At 65.5% G+C, this 19,574-nt stretch carries 16 protein-coding genes and 1 pseudogene; 4 read left to right on the top strand and 13 right to left on the bottom strand.

Annotation, left to right across the window (positions count from 1 at the left end):
* Window positions 1–27: 27 nt before the first annotated feature.
* Genes AC5RUH_RS13660 through AC5RUH_RS13645 form a run of 4 tightly spaced genes read right to left on the bottom strand, consistent with a single transcriptional unit; the run spans window position 28 to window position 6,184 of the window.
* On the bottom strand, window positions 28–1,311 hold the full coding sequence (locus AC5RUH_RS13660) for a M20 family metallo-hydrolase (protein WP_494128854.1): 1,284 nt from the start codon (window positions 1,309–1,311) through the stop codon (window positions 28–30).
* Window positions 1,308–3,110: an amidohydrolase gene (locus AC5RUH_RS13655; protein ID WP_494128853.1), complete on the bottom strand. Its 1,803-nt coding sequence runs from the start codon at window positions 3,108–3,110 to the stop codon at window positions 1,308–1,310. Before AC5RUH_RS13655 ends, AC5RUH_RS13660 begins: the two co-directional genes overlap by 4 nt.
* Complete coding sequence (locus AC5RUH_RS13650; protein WP_494128852.1) at window positions 3,107–4,816, bottom strand: thiamine pyrophosphate-dependent enzyme; 1,710 nt, start codon at window positions 4,814–4,816, stop codon at window positions 3,107–3,109. The genes AC5RUH_RS13655 and AC5RUH_RS13650 overlap by 4 nt, the downstream gene beginning before the upstream one ends.
* 45 nt (window positions 4,817–4,861) lie before the next feature.
* Complete coding sequence (locus AC5RUH_RS13645; protein ID WP_494128851.1) at window positions 4,862–6,184, bottom strand: MFS transporter; 1,323 nt, start codon at window positions 6,182–6,184, stop codon at window positions 4,862–4,864.
* 163 nt (window positions 6,185–6,347) lie between these two features.
* On the opposite strand from AC5RUH_RS13645, the gene AC5RUH_RS13640 reads away from it, so the two are divergent.
* The 3 genes from AC5RUH_RS13640 (at window position 6,348) to AC5RUH_RS13630 (ending at window position 9,645) form a co-directional block, all read left to right on the top strand.
* Complete coding sequence (locus AC5RUH_RS13640) at window positions 6,348–7,529, top strand: PucR family transcriptional regulator (protein ID WP_494128850.1); 1,182 nt, start codon at window positions 6,348–6,350, stop codon at window positions 7,527–7,529.
* A 641-nt stretch (window positions 7,530–8,170) separates the two neighbouring features.
* The gene (locus AC5RUH_RS13635; RefSeq protein ID WP_494128849.1) at window positions 8,171–8,932 is read left to right on the top strand and encodes a FadR/GntR family transcriptional regulator; all 762 of its coding nucleotides are present in this window, start codon (window positions 8,171–8,173) and stop codon (window positions 8,930–8,932) included.
* Entirely contained in the window at window positions 8,929–9,645 is a 717-nt protein-coding gene (locus AC5RUH_RS13630; RefSeq protein WP_494128848.1) for a cache domain-containing protein, read from the top strand. The genes AC5RUH_RS13635 and AC5RUH_RS13630 overlap by 4 nt, the downstream gene beginning before the upstream one ends.
* A 19-nt stretch (window positions 9,646–9,664) precedes the next feature.
* On the opposite strand, the gene AC5RUH_RS13625 is transcribed toward AC5RUH_RS13630, so the two are convergent.
* The 8 genes from AC5RUH_RS13625 to AC5RUH_RS13590 form a co-directional block, all read right to left on the bottom strand.
* Window positions 9,665–10,513 carry a gamma-glutamyl-gamma-aminobutyrate hydrolase family protein gene (locus AC5RUH_RS13625; RefSeq protein ID WP_494128847.1) on the bottom strand — a complete coding sequence of 283 codons (849 nt, stop codon included), beginning with the start codon at window positions 10,511–10,513 and terminating at the stop codon, window positions 9,665–9,667.
* Window positions 10,510–11,247, bottom strand: coding sequence for a gamma-glutamyl-gamma-aminobutyrate hydrolase family protein (locus tag AC5RUH_RS13620; RefSeq protein WP_494128846.1), 738 nt, complete (start codon window positions 11,245–11,247; stop codon window positions 10,510–10,512). The genes AC5RUH_RS13625 and AC5RUH_RS13620 overlap by 4 nt, the downstream gene beginning before the upstream one ends.
* On the bottom strand, window positions 11,244–11,975 hold the full coding sequence (locus AC5RUH_RS13615) for an ABC transporter substrate-binding protein (RefSeq protein ID WP_494128845.1): 732 nt from the start codon (window positions 11,973–11,975) through the stop codon (window positions 11,244–11,246). The genes AC5RUH_RS13620 and AC5RUH_RS13615 overlap by 4 nt, the downstream gene beginning before the upstream one ends.
* Window positions 11,972–13,399 (bottom strand): glutamine synthetase family protein, encoded by a 1,428-nt coding sequence (locus tag AC5RUH_RS13610; protein WP_494128844.1) that lies wholly within the window; start codon window positions 13,397–13,399, stop codon window positions 11,972–11,974. Before AC5RUH_RS13610 ends, AC5RUH_RS13615 begins: the two co-directional genes overlap by 4 nt.
* A gap of 33 nt (window positions 13,400–13,432) precedes the next feature.
* Window positions 13,433–14,683: an NAD(P)/FAD-dependent oxidoreductase gene (locus tag AC5RUH_RS13605; RefSeq protein ID WP_494128843.1), complete on the bottom strand. Its 1,251-nt coding sequence runs from the start codon at window positions 14,681–14,683 to the stop codon at window positions 13,433–13,435.
* Between the two features lie 2 nt (window positions 14,684–14,685).
* The gene (locus tag AC5RUH_RS13600) at window positions 14,686–14,877 is read right to left on the bottom strand and encodes a ferredoxin (protein ID WP_493968506.1); all 192 of its coding nucleotides are present in this window, start codon (window positions 14,875–14,877) and stop codon (window positions 14,686–14,688) included.
* A gap of 67 nt (window positions 14,878–14,944) precedes the next feature.
* Entirely contained in the window at window positions 14,945–16,144 is a 1,200-nt protein-coding gene (locus AC5RUH_RS13595) for a cytochrome P450 (protein WP_494128842.1), read from the bottom strand.
* A 65-nt stretch (window positions 16,145–16,209) separates the two neighbouring features.
* Complete coding sequence (locus tag AC5RUH_RS13590; protein WP_494128841.1) at window positions 16,210–17,715, bottom strand: APC family permease; 1,506 nt, start codon at window positions 17,713–17,715, stop codon at window positions 16,210–16,212.
* A gap of 450 nt (window positions 17,716–18,165) precedes the next feature.
* Here AC5RUH_RS13590 and AC5RUH_RS13585 point away from each other — a divergent pair.
* Window positions 18,166–19,016, top strand: a pseudogene (locus tag AC5RUH_RS13585) (amino acid ABC transporter ATP-binding protein).
* On the opposite strand, the gene AC5RUH_RS13580 reads toward AC5RUH_RS13585, so the two are convergent.
* Window positions 18,985–19,383, bottom strand: a complete 399-nt coding sequence (locus AC5RUH_RS13580; protein WP_494128840.1) for a hypothetical protein — start codon at window positions 19,381–19,383, stop codon at window positions 18,985–18,987. The pseudogene AC5RUH_RS13585 and the gene AC5RUH_RS13580 overlap by 32 nt on opposite strands.
* Between the last annotated feature and the right edge of the window lie 191 nt (window positions 19,384–19,574).

Genomic DNA, 19,574 nt, shown 5'->3' with positions numbered 1-19,574 from the left:
CGGCCGTTCCTTGCCGGACGGGGCGAGCTACTGCGCCGGGACGAACTCCCCTGCCACCACACGGCCCATCAACTCCGTGAGGAGATCCACGCCGGCGAGCAGGTCGTCGTCGTGGGTCAGCTCCTTCTCATTGTGGGAGACGCCGTCCACGCTGGGCACAAACAGCATGATGGTGGGGACGACGTCCTTCAGGTTGGTCGAATCGTGCCCCGCGAGCGTGCGGACCGTTCCGTACGTCAGGTCCAGCGCCTCCGCGCACTTGGCGGCCAGCCGCATGCCCGCCTCGTCGTAGGACTTCGCCGCCCAGACGTGTTCGGCGCCGCGTTCGATCCGCACACTTGCCCTTCGCTCGATCTCAGCGACCCGGCGGTGCAGTTCGGCATCGGCGGCGGCAAGCACATCGGGGTCCGTGCTGCGCACGTCCACGAGCAACTCCACCCGGTTGGCCACCACCACGGGCGAGTTCGGGTAGACCGTGAATTCCCCGCAGGAGGTGATGACGGAATGCTCGTCCGTGCTGAATTCGTCTGCAACCTCCCGCGCGGCGACCACCAGCGAGGAGGCTCCGAGCAGCGCGTCGTGCCGGTCGGCAATCACCGTGGCACCGGTGTGCGCCTGCTCGCCGTGCACGATGAACTCGTATTTGTTCGCGCCCCAGGTGGATTCCACCAAGCCGATGGTCAGCCCGGCGTCCTCCAGCGACCGACCCTGCTCAATATGGATTTCCACGTACGCCGAGATATCGAGGGAAAAGTCGCCGATGGTGCCGATCGCTTCCAGCGCCTCGCGGACGGTGGTGCCGCGCGGATCGGTGGTGGCAAGGACCTTCTCGGCGGGCAGTTTGCCGGTGAACACGGAGCTGCCCATCATGGAGGGCTTGAACCGGCACCCTTCCTCGTTGAACCAGTTGACGACGGCGATGTTGAACGCCGGCCTGGTGCCCTCGGCCGCCAGCCGCTGCTTGAGCCGGATCGCCGCGTGGGCTCCGGCCAGCACGCCGTAGGCGCCGTCGAAGCGCCCGCCCAGTGGCTGCGAGTCCAGGTGCGAGCCTACGGCGATATAGGGAGCACCGGGCACCAGCTCGAGCAGCGCGAATTGGTTCCCCACCGCGTCGTAGCGGACCTCGAAACCGTGCCCCTCGACCAGTCCGCGGAACCAGTTCCGGGTCTGCCCGTCCGCAACGGTCCCGGCCTGACGGTCCACTCCCCCGCCGGCCGTGGCGCCGAACGTGCTCATCGAGCGGAAGTCGTGCAGGAAGGACCCGGCGTCGTCGCTGGACTTGCCGGCCTGCTGCGTGGCAGTGATGGTCATGATGGCACTCCTAGGGACTGATTGTTCAAGAGGTTCTCTGCGGACGACGTCGGCGCCGGGCTCGGGGCACGGACGGCGGCCCGGTTCGGGGCTGGGTCGGGCGCCCGCTTCGGGGCCGGATGCGCGGCGTTTCCCGCGCTCGGAGCCGTGCCCGCGTCCAAGGTGTCGTGGCTAAATTCGCCGCCGACGATCGTGGCAAGGACCTCGAGCGCGGAGATGTCGGCAGCGTCCAGAGGTGAGCCGGACAGCACCGCGAAGTCCGCCAACTTCCCCCTGCGCAACGTGCCCTTCTCGCTGGCCACGCCCGTGGCCCGGGCGGCCCAGTCGGTGTAAGTCCGCAGCGCTTCTTCGGCGGTCAGGCCCTCGGATGCGCCGCCGAGGATCCGTCCTTGTTCGGTGCGCCGGTCCACCCAGGACTGCATGGCGCGCAGCACGTTGTTGTCGGCCACCGGCAGGTCGGAGCTGCCGGCCACCAGGATGCCCGCGTCCACCAGCGAGCGCCCCCGGTAGAGCCAGCCCTCGCGTTCGGGGCCCACCAAGGCGGCAAACTGGTCGCCCAGCGGGCCGATGAACGCGGCCTGCGGGGTGACAGCGATCCCGGCCGCGGCGACGGGCGCCAGCTGGTCTGGGCGCGAAATGCCGAAGTGCTCAATCCGGTTGGGCAGATGGTTCCGGCCGTAGCGCTCCTGGCAGCCGATAATGATGTCGGTGGCCAGATCGATGGCCGCGTCGCCGATGGCATGAAGCGCAATCGGCCAGCCGGCCCGGTAGGCCGCGTCCACCCGTTCACGGTAGGCCTCGGGTGAATCCAGCAGGTAGCCCGTGGTGTGCTGGTGGCCGCAGTAGTCCTCGGTCACGGCCGCGGTGACGCCCAGCAATGAGCCGTCCATAAAGACCTTCACCGGTCCCAGGGACACCCATTCGTCGCCGAAGCCCGCAACCGCCCCGAGGTCCAGGCCCAGTCCGTTGCCGGTGCCATGCATGTCGGCGGCGTTGGCCTCAAGCGGCCGCAGCGAGTCGAGCGCGGGCATCAGCTGGGCGCGGGCGTGGAGCTTGCCGGCCTGCTTGGCCTTCAGATACGCCTGAACTTCCACCGGGCTGTGCCCTATCCAGCCGCCCCCGATGCCTGCCTCGGTGAAACTGGTGATCCCCTCGGCCGCGTAACGCGTGGTCGCCGCGTCCAATGCCTCGACGATCCGCTCCACTGGATACGGCAGCAGCAGGTTCTGGATCAGCTGCTGCGCGGATTCTTCGACGACGCCGGTCGGGTAGCCGTCCGGGCCGCGGAGCACGGCGCCGCCGGTGGGGTCGCTGAAGCCGGGATCGAACACGCCGGCCAGGCGCAAGGTGGCGGAGTTGGTGATGGACAGGTGCCCCGAGACGTGCCGCAGGTACAGCGGCCGGTCGCCCGTAATCTCGTCCAACCGTCGGATGTCCGGAAAGGCCCCGCCATGGTGCTTGTGGTTGAAGCCGGTGCCGTTGACCCAGGCGCCCGGCCGGTCCTCCAGCCGCCGGACCTCGGCGTCCAGCAGCGCATACAGTTCCTCAAGGCCGCGCGCCTGATCCAGCTCGACGGCGCCCAAGCCCAGCCCCCACCACGTGGTGTGGCAGTGCGCGTCAATGAAGCCGGGCACCACGGCGGCACCGCCCAGCGATACTTCGCGGGCAGCAGTGCAGCCGTCAAGCTCCTCATCGAAGCCGACAATCCGTCCATTGAGCACGCCGACGGCTCGGGCGCGGGGACGCTCTGATTCCAGGGTGAGGATTTCGGCGTCGCGCAGGATGAGGTCCAGTTTCATCGTGTCCCCTCCGCCGCCGCCGCCGCCAGCGGCTTGCCGGCATCCTGCGCAGCCAGCCCGGGTGCGGCCAGGCCGACGATCTCCTCCGGTGCATTGGCCGTGCCCGGCGGCATCGTCTGCGGATCCGTGACCAGGTGCAGCAGCGCCAGCCACCCGCTGGCCAGGGCACGCTCCAGCGCCGGCCCAAACTCGGAGGTCGCTTCGACGCGTTCCCCGTGCCCGCCGAAGCTGCGGATCCAGTCGGAGAAGTTGGGGTTGACCATCGAAGTGCCGGACGGCCGGTCCGGGTAATGCTTGCGCTGGTGTTGGACGATGGTGCCGAAAATGCCGTTGTCCACCACGATCACCAGCGGAGCAGCACCGTGCGCCGCCGCCACGGCCAGTTCCTGCGCATTCATCATGAAGTCGCCGTCGCCGCAGACGGCCACCACCTGCCGGTTCGGTTCTATCAGCGACGCGGCGACGGCCGCCGGGACGGCCAGTCCCATGGCGCCGTTGCGCGGCCCGATCAGCGAACCGGCGCCGTGGTGGGTCAGGTAGCGGTGGCCCCAGAGGGTGGCGTTACCGGCGCCGTACGTCACCACCTTGTCCGCCGGCAGCCGGTCTTCCAGCACGCCGAAGGCCACCCCCAGGTCAACCCCGGGGCTGTGGTCCGGACGAGGCGTGGCGAACCGGCGCTGGTCTGCGGCGAGCGCGTCCATCCAGCCGCTGCCCCGTGTGCCGCGGGCCTCTGCTGCGGGAGGAAGTGCGTCAACGAAGGCCGACGGCGAGACCGCCATATGCTGGTCAATCCGGCCGGAGTGCATGGCTGCATCCGGATCCGGCAGCACCAGCACCGTCGTGGCGTCGAAGCCCTTGGTGTAGCCGTCGCTGAGCACATCGCTCCGACCGCAGCCGATGAACAGCAGCAGGTCGGCCTCGTCCAGTCTGGCGGCCAGGGTGTCCGCCCGGCCGTAGCCGAGCCAGCCGGACCAAGCCGCCGAACCGTGCGGAACCACGTCGTAAGCCCGCCAGTCGGCGGCCACCGGTACCTGGGCCTCGGCTGCCCACGCAGCGAGGTTGCCGCCGTCGTCGCCCCAGCCCTCGCCGCCGGCAATGATCAACGGGCGGAGGGCAGCGGCCAGCCGGCCGGCCAGTTCCTCCATCGCGGCCGGAGGCGGGACGGCTGATGCGAGCGCACGTGGTTGAACTACCCGCGTTTTGGTCGGCCGGACCAGCACGTCCTCCGGCAGGCCGATGACCACGGGTCCGGGCCGGCCGGACACCGCCAATTGCATTGCCTCGGCCACCGTCTCCGCGGCGCGGTGCTCGTCGTCGAGCACCACCACCCGCTTTGCCGTGGTCGAGAACCAGCCCTCAAGGCTGAACTCCTGGAACGAGTCCCGCCCCCGGTCCGCCACCGGGATCAGGCCGACAAAGAGCACCAGCGGCGTCGCATCCTGCCACGCGGTATGCACGGCAATCATCGCGTTCGCGGCGCCCGGGCCGCGGGTCACCATTGCGATGCCCGGGATGCCGGTCTTGCGCCCCTCCGCCAGCGCCATGAACCCGGCGCCGCCCTCCTGGCGGCACACCACGGTTGACACCGGCGAGTCGTGCAGCCCGTCCAGGACATCGAGGAAGCTTTCGCCCGGTACGGAATACACCCGCCGGACGCCGTGCGCCTCAAGTTGTCGGACAATCAGGTGGCCTGCGGACATGGCCATAGGGTGGTGCTCCTTCGTCAGGAAATTCGTCGTCGAACGTTTGGATCAGTGCTTGAAGCCGGGCAGGTTCACGCTCATGCACGGCGCCAGCGCACCGGCCACGGCGGTGAACAGGCTCAGGAACACCAGCAATGCGGCGGCCGGCCACCAGTGGTTTCCGGCGGCGGCTACGGTACCGGTGGCCAGCAGCGGAACGAACCCGGAGAGCATGCCGGCGGTGTTGGAGGCGAAGCCCACCCCGGTGTAGCGGGTGCGCGCCGGGAACAGGCCGGTCAGCACCGTGCCGGAAGCCGCGTACGGGAAGGAGAGCGTCGCCACGGCGAGCACCATGCCGGTGACCACAAGCGCGTGGTTGCCGCTGTCCACCAGCAAGAAGGACGGCACCGCGGCCACGGCGGAGGCGATGCCGCCGAAAAGGATGACGCGGCTGGCACCGAACCGCTCGCCCAGCCGGCCGCCCAGGATGAGGACGGGAATTTCGACGACGGCGGCGATGATGCCGCCCAGCAGCATCAGCTGGGCGGGGTAGCCCAGGATGTTCACGCCGTAGTAGACCACAAACGCGGTGACCAGATAGAAGCCGCCGACGCCGAGCAGGGCCGCGGCCATGCCGATGATGATGTGCTTCCAGGACTCCCTCAGGGTGGTGCGGATCGGGGCCTTCTCCACCTGGTCGTGCTCCAGCAGCTCGGCGAAGACCGGGGATTCTTCCAGCCTGCTGCGAATGTAGAGCGCGATCAGCAGCATCGGGATGGCGGCCAGGAAGGGGATGCGCCAACCGAAGGAGTTGAAGGATTCCTGCGAGAAAAACAACGTCATGAGGAAGAAGCCACCGGAGGAGAGGATGGTGCCGATCGGTGAACCGATCTGCGGCAGCGCCGCGTAGCGGGCACGGCGCTCCAGCGGGGCATTCTCCACCACAATCGTCATGGCGCCGGACCACTCGCCGCCCACAAACAGTCCCTGGGCCACGCGCAGCAGCACCAGCAGCACCGGAGCGGCAATACCAATGGCGGCGTACGTCGGCAGCAGGCCGATGAGGCCGGTCACCACGCCGATGCCCACAATGGTGACCATCAAGGTCTTGCGGCGGCCGATTCTGTCGCCCATCGCCCCGAAGAACATCCCGCCCAGCGGACGCGCCACCAGGCCGACGCCGAAGGTGGCGAAGGAGGCCAGCGCCGCCGCCGTTGCGTTCTCGTTGGCGAAGTACTGGACGTTGAACACCAGCGCCGCCGCCGCGCTGAACAGGAAGAAGTCGTACCACTCCATGGCAGTGCCGATGAGGGCACCGATGGAAACCTTCATCGCCTCCTTGTCCGTGATCTGCCGGGTGGCCCCGGCCTCGAGGTTCAAGGTTTCTGACATGGTTCCTCCGTGTTGGGTGTTCAGGTGTTCCGTTGTGCCGGACGCCACAACGCGCCGATGACGCACACCAGCCTCCCAGAGTGTGCCGCGTCACACCCGCACGAAACGTTGCGGCTTTTCGCGGCTAGGATGTGCAAAAGCACACGATAGGGGTAAAAACGCCATGGAAGCACCGCTCATGAAAAACCACGACGACGATGACGCCTCGGCGGCCCGTTGGAACCTGCTGCTGGACCAGCTGTCCGTGGACAAGCTGACGGACCTCTTCATCGAACGCATCCTGCAACTCGACGACTACCGGGACGGAGTGCTGCCGGCCAGCGAGATCCGCCGCACAGGGGCGGCCTCGTTCCGGGCGCTGATTGAGAGCCTGCGCCCCGGCGACGACAGTGAGCGCCTCATCGCCGAGCGGCAAGGCATTTCATTGGACGTGGGTGTCTCCCGCGCGAGGACCGGCATCCCCGTGGAGTCCCTGATGACCGCGATCCGCATCGACTTCACCGTGATCTGGGGCGAACTCATGGCGCTGGCCGGTCCGGGCGACGCCGAGCTACTGGTGCGCCGGGCCGAAACGGTGTGGCAGGTGGTGGACTCCTACGCGGCGGAAACCCAAGCCATTTATATGGCCGAGCGCCAGCGCATGGCCCAGGAAGAATCCTCCGTGCGGCAAGGACATGTCGCCACGATATTCGGGCAGGTCGACCCTCCGTCGGAGACGCTCACCCGCATCGCCGACGAACTCGGCATCGATGAAACCGCTCCCCTCGTGGTCGCGGCAGCCACAACTGACGACGCCGCCGCGCTTCGGGTGGAGGTTGCCTCGGCTTCCCGCCTTGGCACAGAGATATTCACCCATCCCCTGCCCGACGGATTGGTCGCCTTCTGGGCAGCCGATGACCGCCCGGGCAGCGCCGCACGCGAAACCACCGAGCACATCAAGAACATCCGCTGCGGCCTGGTCGCCCAGGTTGGCGGCCTCACAGATTTACGCGTCGCCGCCCAAACCGCCCGCGCCCTGGCATCGTTGGCCGAGGAGAGTGATCAGCAGGCCCTCACGATGCAAAACGCCTGGGCCAGACTGTCTCGGCACCGCCTCTCGGAAACCGGGGTTCCCATTGTCCCCGACGTGGACGCCGCTCTGGCCCGATGCGGGACGGTGGAACGGACCCGGCTGGTGGAAGCGGTACGGTCCTACCTTTCTACGGGCAGCATCGCCCAGTCCGCCGACCAGCTCTACTGCCACCGGAATACCCTGATGAACCGGCTGCGTCGCTTCACGGAATTAGTCGGCGTCGACGTGACCATCCCCCAACAAGCCGCCCGCCTCGTCGTCGCTTGGTCCTGATCGAGCGACGCAGCCAATCTCGCTGGCCGGGCGCGCGCCGCACCTGGGATACCTCCCGATGGCTGGAGCCCTCAGGCCACGTGGAGCACGAGCACCCGGGCCAAGGACTGAGCGGAACGGCCGACGCGGTTGGCGCAGCAGCGCTGCCGGCAGCTTAACCCTGTGCTGCTACAGGAGCGGTGTCTTGATCAGCTTCTTGTTAACGAATCCGTCCATGCCGAAACGAGCAAGCTCGCGGCCGACGCCGGAGCGCTCGACCCGCCGAAGGGCAAGTCAGCTTGAGGGTCCGGAGTGGAGTTGATAAACATCAAAGGACGCCGGCACGGTCCTGCACCATAGTATTGCGCCATGGCTCGAAGGCGCGTGAGCACTCTTCACTGCCTCCGCGACATCCTCATCACTTGCAGCCGGTATTTCTAAGAGAACTTCGCCCGTTGTCGGATTGATTGTCCTGTAGTAGCTCATAAAGATTGAGCATACCCATCATCGACTTCGGTATTCCAGCACTCCCCGCCAACCTCAACCATCGATCATTGCTGTCGCCAATTAATGTCATTCCTGAGTCGAGCGGGTAGAATATTAATGTTCGAGATCAGACCGGAGATCCCGGCGTCTCGATTGAATTTCTAGGAGAAGAACCCGTGGCTTCACCAATGGCGCTGCAGTCTCAAATCTATCGATCGCTGCCGGACATGGAACGATCGGAGGCCATCGTCCGCCGGATCTCTACAGCAATCTCCTTAGGCATGCTCCGGGTCGGGGAACGCCTTCCGGTTGAGGCTGAACTGTCAGAGATGTTCGGGGTCGCTGGCGCAACGCTGCGGGATGCCTTGGCAGAACTGCGGGACCAAGGTGTGGTCGAAACCAGGCGGGGGCGCAACGGCGGCACTTTTGTGGTGAAGTTCCCTGCCACACAGGAGGAGAACCTGCGCCTGTACCTGCGCGAGACCTCCATCGCCGACCTTCGCGATCTGGGCGACGAGCAAACAGCCGTTGCTGCCGCCGCCGCCCGCCTGGCCTGCGATCGAGCAGATCCCAAGGACCTGGACCGGCTGGAACGATTGGCCCGCGGGCTTGAACAGGCGGCTACCCCCGAGGTTCAAGCGCGGGCCGACAGTCGCTTCCACATCGAATTGGCGGTGGTAGCACAGTCGCCGCGGCTGACGAGCCAGGAGATCAGGCTGCAATCGGAGGTCGGGCAACTACTGTGGACTCCGTTGGCAGGCGTATTCGACGCTCAGGCCGCGGCGCGTGAGCACCTGGGAATCGTGGCCGCAGTGCGGGAGGACGACCCCGATAGGGCGCAGCGCTTGGTCTTGGAACACATCCGCCGTAACACCTACCACCTGATCGACACCAAGCTGACCCTCACCCATGCCGGCGAAGAACAGGAGATTTCATGACCGCGCCAGCAACTTCACAGGCCGCCGAGAGTGCCGCCGCCATCGAGGCATGGCTTAACGGGCTTTACCAGGATCTCCATGCGGCGTCCAAGAAGGTGGGACAGCGCCTTGAGGAAAAGGTCTTCCCCGGCAAAAAAATGTCGCCCAAGGAGATAGTGGGCATCGGCGGAATGGCCGAATCATTCCTGAATTCGCACGATATTGCCGTGGGCGCCGGAGAGATATTCTCCCTGTCCGCCATAAAAGATGCCCAAGGCGTCCTGGAATGGTGGATCCGAAACAATTCCGGAGATATTGAAAAATTCGGTTTCGATCTGGCCCCGGAAGGTGATCGTTTCTACGATTACGAAAAGCTACCCTGGTTCTCCATTGCCGCTAAAACGGGACAGCAATCGATCGCCGGACCGTACGTCGACTATCTGGGCTTCGATGAATACATCGTCACCTGTGCCGTTCCCACCTACGTCCATGGCACGTTTATCGGCGTCACGGGATGCGACATTCGGGTCCGGGACCTGGAAAACAAGCTGATCCCGATCGTCCGCCGCATTCCGGGCGATGCAGCCCTCCTCAACGACCAGAACCGCGTGATTCTGGGCAATTCGGGACGCTTTATCGTCGGCGAACGGATTAAGTCCGCCCCCATAGGGTTCGGGTTCCTTCCGTTGGACGTACCTAATCTAAATTTGCGGTTGATCTGCGCGACCCAGTAGCCGCGCCGATGAACCTCTCTCAAGCATTCACTCGATCAGGCAGTCGTCCGAGGGCCCTGTCACCTCCGTTCCGGCGCTGTTCGTTTCTGCTCTGGCGGACGAACTCGGCAAACAACGCCATTCGGTCATCGGCGTTGCCGCCCGAATCCTCCGGGTGCCACTGCACGCCAACCACCCAGGTCTTGCCTGGATGCTCGGTTCCTTCAACAACACCGTCGTCGGCCACGGCCGTTACCGTCAGTTCCTTGCCCACCTGACCTACCGCCTGGTGATGCCCCGACCGGACGGTCAGCCGTTCACAGTCCATAATCGAGGCCACCTTAGAGCCGGGGAGCAACCGGATGGACTCGTCCAAAAACATCGGTTCCCCCGGTCCCCCGCGGTGCAGGTGCCACGGATCAAGATCCGGAATCAGTGTGCCGCCGCAGGCCACATTCAGCAGCTGCGAGCCGCGGCAGATGGCCAGCATCGGCTGGTCCCTCTCGAGCACTCCCTTAATCAGCTCCAGGCAGTACTCATCCGCTCGGCGGTCCACGCCGTAGGAGTTCGGAACCGGATCATGGTGGCCGTACAGCTTGCCGTCCACGTCTCCGCCGCCCAGGAAGAGCACGCCGTCGAAGTCCGCTAGCTTGGCGGCCGGCATGAACTCCGTGGCCGCGCTGTCCACCAGCTCGCCGCGCGCACCGACGGCCAGCAGCGTCTCGAAGGCAGTCCGGGTGAACCGCTCCATGAGTTCCAGCGTCTGGTTTGTCATCCCGGGAAAGGTCAGGGAAACGACGACGCCGATGCGCGGCGCGTCCGTCGGCAGGTCGGCCAACCCGGCCGGCAGTACGGCCGCGGGATCCACCCGGAGCTCTTCCTCGCTCATCGCGCACCCGCCACGGTCAATCCGCTCTCGGCGGTGGCGCGGCGCCGTGTTGCGGCTTGCACCACCCACTGAAACAAGGCGTGGTCGCTGGCATTAGTCTCCGCGGTGTCCTCCGGATGCCACTGGACGGCCAGCATCGGCGCTCCGGCGACTTCCACCGCTTCCACCACTCCGTCCGCGGCGGTGGCGGTGACCGTCAGGCCCTCGCCCAGTACTTCAATCGCCTGATGGTGGTAGGAGGAGACGTCGGCTGTCTCGCTCCCGACGACCTCGGCCAGCAGCGACCCTGCGGCGACCCGGACGGGATGGACTGTGCCCTTGTGCTGCACCTCCCCGGGTGCGAGGTGCTGGATCAGAGTCCCGCCCCGACCGACGTTCAACAGCTGCAGGCCGCGGCAGATGGCGAGCAGCGGCACGTCCGCGGCGAGGCAGCCTTCGATGATCCCGGTTTCGTAGTCGTCCTGTCCGCCGTAGTCGGTGGGCCAGTAGTGCTCGTCGGGCTCGGCGCCATACAAGGAGGGCGCTACGTCGGCTCCACCGGGCAGCACGACGCCGTCAAGCCGGGCGAGCTGTTCCGCTGGGCTCTCGCCGGTACCCGGAAACATGATCACCGGCTCGCCGCCGGCACGAACAATGCAGCGCAGCACCGCGGCGGCCACGGCCACTCCGTCGTAGCGCAGTCCGTGGACGGAATCGGCCCACATGCCCGGCACTCCAATCAAAGGCCGTCTCATGCCGAGACCTCCGTGCTCAGCGGGAACGGCAGGTGCGGCATCCACTCGGCCCACACAGCCTCCAGCCGGCCGTCGAAGATGACAACGCCCAGTGTGCCGTTGAGTTCGGCCAGCAACTGCGGGTTGTCCTTCGCCACGCCGATGCCCCAACGGTTACCGGTTCGGGCGGTGAAGGCCACGTCGTATGCCGGGTCCTCCCCCAGTGGAACGGTCACGACGTCGTCGTCCACCATGGCGTCCACCTCGCCGTTGCGCAGCGCCGCGAGCATGTCACCGAAGACGTCGTCGCTGGCGCCGAACGCTACCGGAATAATCCCTGGGAAAGTGGAGGCGAGCCGCATATTTGCACTGCCTTCGATGGCCGCGACCCGGTAACCGGAGAGATCCTCCGGTGAACGTGCCGGATCGCCCTTTCGAACCAGGACGGTCTCGTCAAACACCGCGTACGGCTCGGTGAAGTCCACTATCGCCTGGCGTTCGGGGATGATTCCCTGACCGCACCAAACGGCGTCGACCCGGTGGTCGCGCACCGCCGGGAGCATGTCGTCCCAGGCCATAAACGCCCACTCCACTCGCAGGCCCATGGCGGATGCGACCAGTTCGGCCGCCGCCGGTTCGTATCCGCGGCGGTTGCCCTCACTGTCCGCCAAATTGAACAGCGGCGGCGCCTCGGAGTCGATGCACGCCAGGCGCAGGGTGCCCGCGGTCAATGTGCTGACGGCGCTCACGGGATGGTCTCCCAGTACATCTCGCGGTCCCACTCGGTGATGGCGCCACAGTAACGGGCCCATTCCTCCTGCTTCAGCTGCGTGTAGATCGCCACAAGGTCCTCGGGCAGCGCCGACGTGAGGTAGGTGTCCGACACGAACGCATCGATGGCGTCACCCAGCGTGAGCGGCAGTTGGCCGCCGACCGGGCCGTCGGCACCGCCTTCGGGCAGTCCGGGATCAAGCTGGCGGTCCAGCCCGTCCTGCATGGCCGCGATCAGCAGTGTGTGGGACAGGTACGGGTTCACGGCCGCATCCGGCACACGGTACTCCATCCGGCCATTCGAAGAGATGCGGATTAGGCAGCCGCGGCTGTCAAGTCCCCAGTTGGCCAGGCTCGGCGCGAACTGGCCGGCATCCCAGAACCGCTTGTAGGAGTTCACGGTGGAGGCCATCACGGCCATCGACCCCGGTGCATGGGCGAGCATGCCGCCGATGGCGTGCTTGGCCGTCTGCGAAACGTGCAGTTCCACCCGGCCGGCGTCCTCGGTGACGTTGGTGTCGCCGTCCCACAGGCTCAGGTTGTGATGGCAGCCGTTGCCCATCTGGCCGTTGTAGGGCTTGGGCATGAAGCTGGCGGTGACGCCGAATTCACGGGCTACCTGCTTACAGATCTGCCGGTAAGTCACCAGCCGGTCGGCGGTGTTCTCCACCCGGTCGTACATCCAGTTCAGCTCGAGCTGGCCGTCGTCCTCGTAGTCGCCTTCAATCATGTCCAGGCCCATGGCCTTGGCGTAGGTGACCAACTTTTTGTAAATGGGGCGCATCCGCTCCAGGTTCTCCACCTGGTAGGCGGGGCTGGTGCCGGGCTTCTTAACAACCGCCAGGCCGGGTCCCTCCCACGTCATCTCCGGTTCGGTCCCGGAGCGCACCTCGAAACCGGTGCGGGCAGTGAACGCCTCGTGCGAGCGGATCAGCAGGGACCGGGTGTCGATCGGCATCAGGCGGCCACCGACCTCCGGAAGGTGCGGGGGCTCGTAAGCAGTGCAGAAAATTCGGGCGACCGAGGTGTCCCAGGGCAGGACCACGAAAGTGTCCGGCTCCGGTAGTGCCCAGAACTCGCGGGCCTCGATGCCGCCGCCGATAAGGTTGCCGTGGCGGTCGTTCTGCAGGTCCGACAACGCGGTGCGGTGGAAGCAGATGCCCTTCTCCAGGTTGCGGCGGAAGTGATTGGCCGGAACCATCTTCGCTACCATGCGCGAGCCGATGGTCGGCAGAGCATAGTAGACGTATTCAACACCGGCTTCTTCGATCTTGCGGCCGAGTTCGCGCACCGTTTCGGGGCGCAGGTTGCGCTCTTGGTGGCGGGCGAAGGCCTCGCGGTCGCTCAAGACAGCCAGCATCTCGGTCGCGGCCTCGTCGGGGCGTACAGGGGTTAGTGTCATCTCAGTTTCCTTCGGGTCTGTGGCCAGTCCGTTTTAGACGGCGGCGAGCTGGGAGCTGGCAGGCAGGCCGGCCTCGGTCACGAGCTTGCGGTAATGCAACTGGCGGTCGGCGGGCAGTGCGCAGGTGACGGCACCGATCAGCCGGCCGCCGAGGTAGTAGGCAAGAGCAGCCCCGTCGGCGGGCCGGGACGGGTCCCCTTCAAGGACCTCGACCCGGTCTGCCACCGCTGGGCTCCCCACGCCTTGGACGCGGATACCGAAGATGTCCGTCCAGAAGGAGGGCAGCGGTACAAGCGGTTCCGGCGCTTCCACTCCGTTCAGTCCGGCAACCAAGGCCGGTGCGGCGATCTTGGCGGTGTCGGCAGGGGTGGCCCAGTGCTCAACGCGGCGTGGGCCGGTGCCGGCGCGGCGGTCCGGGTAGCGCGCCACATCGCCGACCGCGACAAAGTGCTGGGCCCCAAGCACCCGCAGGTGCTCGTCGCAGAGCACACCGTCAGTCAGGTCTAGGCCGTTGCCGGCCAACCACTCGACGTTTGGCGTGGAACCGACAGCCTCAATTACGGCGTCGGCCGCCACCTCTCGTCCGCCGGTCAGGCGGACGCCGGTGCAGCGCTGCGGCCCGTCGGCGCCGTCGTCGTGCCAGGTAAATGAGGTGACGCGTTCACCCGAGACGCACTCGACACCGCGTTCGGTCAGGAAGTTGCGCATGCCCTCGCTCAGCTCGCGGCCGAGCGTGTGCTGCATCGGCCCGCTGCTACCTTCGATCAACGTCACCCGGCAGCCCAGCAGCGTGGCCGTGGCAGCTGCCTCACAGCCGATGAATCCTGCGCCTACCACCACAATCCGGGCCCCCGGGCGCAATTCCCGGTGCAGGCCCAGTGCGTCCTCCAGCGTGCGGAGGACGTACCGGCCATGCAGCGGCCCGGGAACCCGGACGCGCGCCGGACGCAGCCCGGTGGCGACCACCAGTCCGTCGTATCCCAACTGCTCGCCAGTAGCGAGGGTCAGTGTGCGGTGCGCGAGGTTTGCGCGGGTGACCGGTGCCCCGAGCAACCAGTCGATGTCGGCGGCGCTGCGGCGCTGCCGCAAAGCCACCGACGCCAGGGCTTCCTGGATCGAGCCGGGCGACTTTAGCAGTTCCTTCGAGAGCGGCGGCCGGTTGTAGGGAGGATGGACTTCTTCGCCGATCACGAGGATCTCCTCCTCCCAACCGGCCGACCGCAACTGTTCAGCGGCACGTAAACCTCCCATCGAGGCTCCGGCGATGGCGATTCTGCGGGCCATGATCAGTCCTTAAGGAAGATCGCTTGGACGGGGCAGACGTCGATGGCTTCTTCGACCTCGTCCAGAAGGGAATCGTCGAACGTCGGCTCGTATTCGAGGACGCCGTCCGGGTTCATACGGAATACTTCCGGCGCGGCGATAGCGCACTGGCCATGGTTGTCGCACAAGCTGCGGTCGACATCAACGGTCTTCATGGGGTCCTGCTTTCTGTAGAAGCTGAAGTGCTGGTGGTGCTGAAGTGTTCGTGGTGCTGTCTGCGGTTCAGGTGCGTGCGGTGAAGCCGATCGGCAGGCGGATTGGGCCGGTGTTGCCGGAATCTGGCAGCCACTCGTCTCCCCCGGCCAAGTAAGGGGCAGCGAGGCGGCTGGCCAGCAGCGGCAGGGCCTCGCTCATGTCCGCTCGTGCGACAAAGTGGCCAAGACAGTGGTGCACGCCGCCGCCGAAGCCGTAGTGCGGCGCATGCTCGCCAAGCAGATCCATCTCCGGGTTGGGGAAGGCCTTCGGGTCAGTGCCGGAAGACTGGGTGAAGAGGTGCACCGTAGTGCCTTTTTCAACGAAGAGATCCTGATAGGTAAAGTCCTCCACCGCTTCCCTGGTGACCCAGGTGACCGTCGGGTTAATGCGCATGACCTCTTCAACGGCCTTGGCACCCAGGTCGGGGCGTTCCGCTAGCAACTCCCACTGCTCCGGGTTGCGGATGAACGACTGCATCGCCAGGCCCAACTGATTGCGGGTGGTGTCCATGCCGCCGAAAATCAGCAGCACCAGCGCGTTGCGCAACTCCTCGTCGCTGAGCCGGTCTCCGTCGCGGCTGGTCAGCACCAAGCGGCTGACGAAGTCCTCGCCCGGGTTTGCCTGGCGGTCCTTGATCAGCTTGTCGGCGTATTCGTAGAGCTCAGCGACTGCCGCCTCCACCTTGTCCAAGTCCCGCTTGAACGTCACGCCGAGGGCCAGTCCCACTGTGGAGGCCAGCCGGGCGATCGTCGGCCACTCACTTTCCGGAATGCCCAACAGGATGGTGAGTACCCTAGTGGCGTAGGGCTCGGCGAAGTCGCGAATGAACTCGCACTCGCCCTTGTCGATAAACGCATCAATCAACTCGTTGGCCAGGGCTTGGAATCGGGGCACCAGGTCCTTGATCAGCCGGGGCGAGAATGCCGGGTTAAGCAGTCGGCGGATGCGGTGGTGGTCCTCGCCTTCCAGCACCAGCAGATTCTTGGTCCACCAGTCGTAAAACAAGCCGCCGTGGACCCCGTTGTGGGCCGGCCATTGGGCGCTGCCCTGCTTGAGCTTGGGGCTCTTGAGCAGCTTGCTCACCTCGTCGTACCGCAGCACGGCGATGCCGTAATTGGTCCTCGCGTACCAACTGGCCTCGCGCGCGTTGCGCAACTCTTCGGACTGCATAGCGAACGACGGATCCGAAATGTTCAGGTACGGGACGTCAACAGTGGGCGTACTCATGGATGGAACCTATTCCTCATTTTGCTATCGGTGAATTGCTGGGCTGGAAGGCCCGGACTGTAGTGCTAGGCAGACAGGGACGCGGAGGGTATGGCATCTCCCGCGGGGGCGTCCCCCTTCAGATATGGCTTCTTCCACGCCATGTAGAGCAGGCCGATAACCACGACCCCGACCGCGGAAATCAGCACAATGTAGTTGGCGAACCAGCCCGCTTCCGGAGTCCTTGGCCAGGCCATGTTGATCATGCCCAACACACCCCACGCGAGAGCCGCGATGTTGACCGGGATGCTCCAGACCCCTAGGCGGAAGGCCCCGTTGGGCTTCCACCCCTTCAGGTGGGCCCGCAACGACGCCAGGACGACCATCTGGAAGCCCATGTACATGCCCATCGCGGCGAACGAGATGATGGTGACCAGCGCGTCTTCGGAGACTTTGGAGCCAACCACGATGATCGCCGGGACCAGGCCGGCCAGCAGCAGAGCGTACGGCGGCACGTGCCGGGTCTCGCTGAACTTGCTGAGCAATTTGCTGCCCGGCAAAATTCCGTCGCGGGCCATCGAGTAGGCCAGCCGCGACGACGCTGCCTGCAGGCTCAGAGCACAGGAGACAAAGGAGATCAGCACGACGGCGAGCACCACCTTGAAGCCAACCGGTCCGAAGGCACCCAGCAAGGCGCTGCCGATAGGGTCGGAATTTTCCCCGGAGATCACGGCGCCGAAGTCGGGCACGGCCAATATCAGCGACAGACAGACGAACATGGCAGCGAAACCGCCAATGTAGATGGTCATGCGCATGGCCTTGGGGATCCGCACTCCGGGGTTCGGCACCTCTTCGGCCACGTCGCCGCAGGCTTCAAAACCGTAGTACTGGTAAATGCCGATCAACCCGGCAGCGGCGAAGGCGATGAAGTAGTTGCTGCCTTCACCCGCGCCGAAACTCTGGAACAGCACGCTGAGGTCGTGCTCTCGGGCTGTTGCCAAGAGCCAGACACCGACGATGAGAGCCCCGCCGAGTTCCGCCAACAGGCCCAGCATGGCTACCTTGCTCAGCACCTTGGTCCCGCCGAGGTTCAACACGGTAGCCAAGGCAATGACCACCAGTGCCGAAATGATCACTGAGTCGACGGTGCTTTCCATCCCCAGCAGCAGGCTGAGGAACGGCCCGGCCCCATACGAGACGCTGGCGATGGTCGCCAGCAAAGCACAGAGGTAGACCCACCCGTTCATCCAGCCCCACTTGCGGCCCCACAGACGGCGAGACCACGGGTAGACGCCGCCTGCGACGGGGTAGTTGGAGACAACTTCCCCGAAAACCGTGGCAACCAGCAACTGGCCGATGCCTACGATCACCAGGGACCAGAACATCGGCGGGCCTGCCATCCCGAGAGATGCCGCGAACAATGAGTAAATCCCCACCACCGGGGACAGGTAGGTGAAGCCCAGCGAAACGTTCCCCCAGAACGTCATTTCCCGCTTAAATTGCTTCTCATACGAGTAGCCAAGGCTGGCGAGGTGCTCGGCGTCTTCATCGACGTCCGGACCTCCAGCGGGTCTCGTCATTTCGGCTGACATTGCGCTCCTTCGAAAACGAATGGTCAGTGCGGTGAACGGGCCGTGAGAAATGCCACCCCGCGGTGATCGACGTCACAGTGAGGGCGATCACAAAAACCCTACAAATGAATGTTTTATTTGGCAAGCACTTTTCGGAATTTGCCGTCCATGCACTGCCCTCATAGAGGAGCTTTCCTTGCTTTGGGCTCAGCCACGCCGAGAACGATTGCCCCACTGGAGGCCAGACAGGCGGATTGAAAAACATGTGCCCTAAGCAGATTTAGCAGCCCCGACCATGCTCGTTCGCCGTCGGGCTGCCGTAACCCGACTGGCGCCGCCCTACCGAAAGATGCGCGCGACCAAGAACGTGAGCCGGGGATCCGCCTGCCCGAACCCGCGGCAGCTCGTGACCGCGCGGCAGGAACCCTCAATCCGCCAGACGCGGTTCGTTGAGTTGTAACTACGGGGGTCGTGCGCAGAGCCGAAAACCAACGTGGCCAGAGCCTTCCGCCTGGCGCTCTAAGAGCTACGGAGAAACGCACACCCTTGAAAGGCATCGACCTGCAGGTGAATCAACACCAGGTGGTCTGCTTGCACGGCGCGTCCGGCTCCGGAAAATCGACCCTTCTGCTGTGCAATAACGCATTGGAGCCGATCCAGGAGGGGCAGATTTCCGTTGCGGGTGACGTCGTTTCCGGCCCTGGAGCGGATGTCAACAAACTTCGCCGGGAAGTTGGCATGATTTTCCAGTCCTACAACCTCTTCCCGCACATGACGGTGCTCGAAAACGTCATGCTCGCACCGGTCAAGCTCGGTCGGCAGGAAAAGGAACAAGCCCGCTCGAACGCGCTGTCACTACTGGAACGCGTCGGACTCGAGCAGCGCGCTGGAACTACCCGGACCAACTCTCCGGCGGACAGCAACAGCGTGTAGCCATGGTCCGTGCCCTTGCCATGGATCCGCGAGGGTTGCTGCTCGACGAGATCACCTCGGCGCTAAACCCCGAACTGGTTGCGGAAGTCTTGAACATCGTCCGCGATTTGGCTACAGAAGGAATGCCCATGTTGCTGGCAACTCACGAGATGGGATTTGCCCGGGAAGTTGCCAGCACCGTCGTCTTCCTGGATAAGGGCAAGCTGCTGGAGCAGGGACCGCCAGAGCAGATGTTCACCGACTCTCAGGAGCGCGTACCCGGGCATTCCTTAAGAAGATCGTTGAAGCGGGCCGGATTTAGGAACGACACACCGCGCTCTCGGGCCGCTGGAACCAGCGGCCCGAGAGCGGAAACAATCAGGGCCCGTTCCCGCCTGTTCCGTAGATAAACTCCTCGGCGTGGGCCACGGCCTTCTTGAACGAGTCGTTGCGTAAAGCCGCCTGTTCCGGGCCGCCGTTGACGCTTTCGGTGTAGTTCGTGAAGCCCGGCCGCAGCGCCCAGATGCCGCCGCCCGGCGGCAGGTAGAACACGGCGAAGGAGCGGTGTTCGCCGTCGTCGTCCTCCCACACCGGAACGACGGCGACGGCGGCGCCGGTATCGACGTTGATCCACTGCGCGCGCGGCCGCGGCTGGCCTTCTTCGAACACGCTCGGGTCCAGGAACGGTGCGGTCCCCGGCCCCCAGCGCTCTTCGAACCGTTCATGGAATACGGGAAACAGGTGATGGTCGTACCGACGCCAACTGGAAACAGGCATTGATCCTCGCTTCATCGAAAGGGGAATAGCAGCCACTCAGGCCACACGGTATTCTCGGGCTCCGGTCGTGGGAAGCCGAGGTAGACCGGTTCCGCCACCTCCGTAGCCGGGCGCACTCGCGGGACAGGGCGCGGACGCGTCCCGGGCGTCGGCGGCCGCCCCGGCGAAGCCGCCTGCCCGCCACCGGTCGA

This window comes from Arthrobacter sp. Y3223166, assembly GCF_059090935.1.
The sequence above is the reverse complement of the archived record's forward strand: the minus strand, read 5'-3'. Positions and strand labels throughout refer to the sequence as shown.

Coding starts and splice junctions, on each gene's coding strand:
- AC5RUH_RS13660 (WP_494128854.1), bottom strand. CDS start 1,311: ATGACCATCACTGCCACGCAGCAGGCCGGCAAGTCCAGCGACGACGCC.
- AC5RUH_RS13655 (WP_494128853.1), bottom strand. CDS start 3,110: ATGAAACTGGACCTCATCCTGCGCGACGCCGAAATCCTCACCCTGGAA.
- AC5RUH_RS13650 (WP_494128852.1), bottom strand. CDS start 4,816: ATGGCCATGTCCGCAGGCCACCTGATTGTCCGACAACTTGAGGCGCAC.
- AC5RUH_RS13645 (WP_494128851.1), bottom strand. CDS start 6,184: ATGTCAGAAACCTTGAACCTCGAGGCCGGGGCCACCCGGCAGATCACG.
- AC5RUH_RS13640 (WP_494128850.1), top strand. CDS start 6,348: ATGGAAGCACCGCTCATGAAAAACCACGACGACGATGACGCCTCGGCG.
- AC5RUH_RS13630 (WP_494128848.1), top strand. CDS start 8,929: ATGACCGCGCCAGCAACTTCACAGGCCGCCGAGAGTGCCGCCGCCATC.
- AC5RUH_RS13625 (WP_494128847.1), bottom strand. CDS start 10,513: ATGAGCGAGGAAGAGCTCCGGGTGGATCCCGCGGCCGTACTGCCGGCC.
- AC5RUH_RS13620 (WP_494128846.1), bottom strand. CDS start 11,247: ATGAGACGGCCTTTGATTGGAGTGCCGGGCATGTGGGCCGATTCCGTC.
- AC5RUH_RS13610 (WP_494128844.1), bottom strand. CDS start 13,399: ATGACACTAACCCCTGTACGCCCCGACGAGGCCGCGACCGAGATGCTG.
- AC5RUH_RS13605 (WP_494128843.1), bottom strand. CDS start 14,683: ATGGCCCGCAGAATCGCCATCGCCGGAGCCTCGATGGGAGGTTTACGT.
- AC5RUH_RS13600 (WP_493968506.1), bottom strand. CDS start 14,877: ATGAAGACCGTTGATGTCGACCGCAGCTTGTGCGACAACCATGGCCAG.
- AC5RUH_RS13595 (WP_494128842.1), bottom strand. CDS start 16,144: ATGAGTACGCCCACTGTTGACGTCCCGTACCTGAACATTTCGGATCCG.
- AC5RUH_RS13590 (WP_494128841.1), bottom strand. CDS start 17,715: ATGTCAGCCGAAATGACGAGACCCGCTGGAGGTCCGGACGTCGATGAA.
- AC5RUH_RS13580 (WP_494128840.1), bottom strand. CDS start 19,383: ATGCCTGTTTCCAGTTGGCGTCGGTACGACCATCACCTGTTTCCCGTA.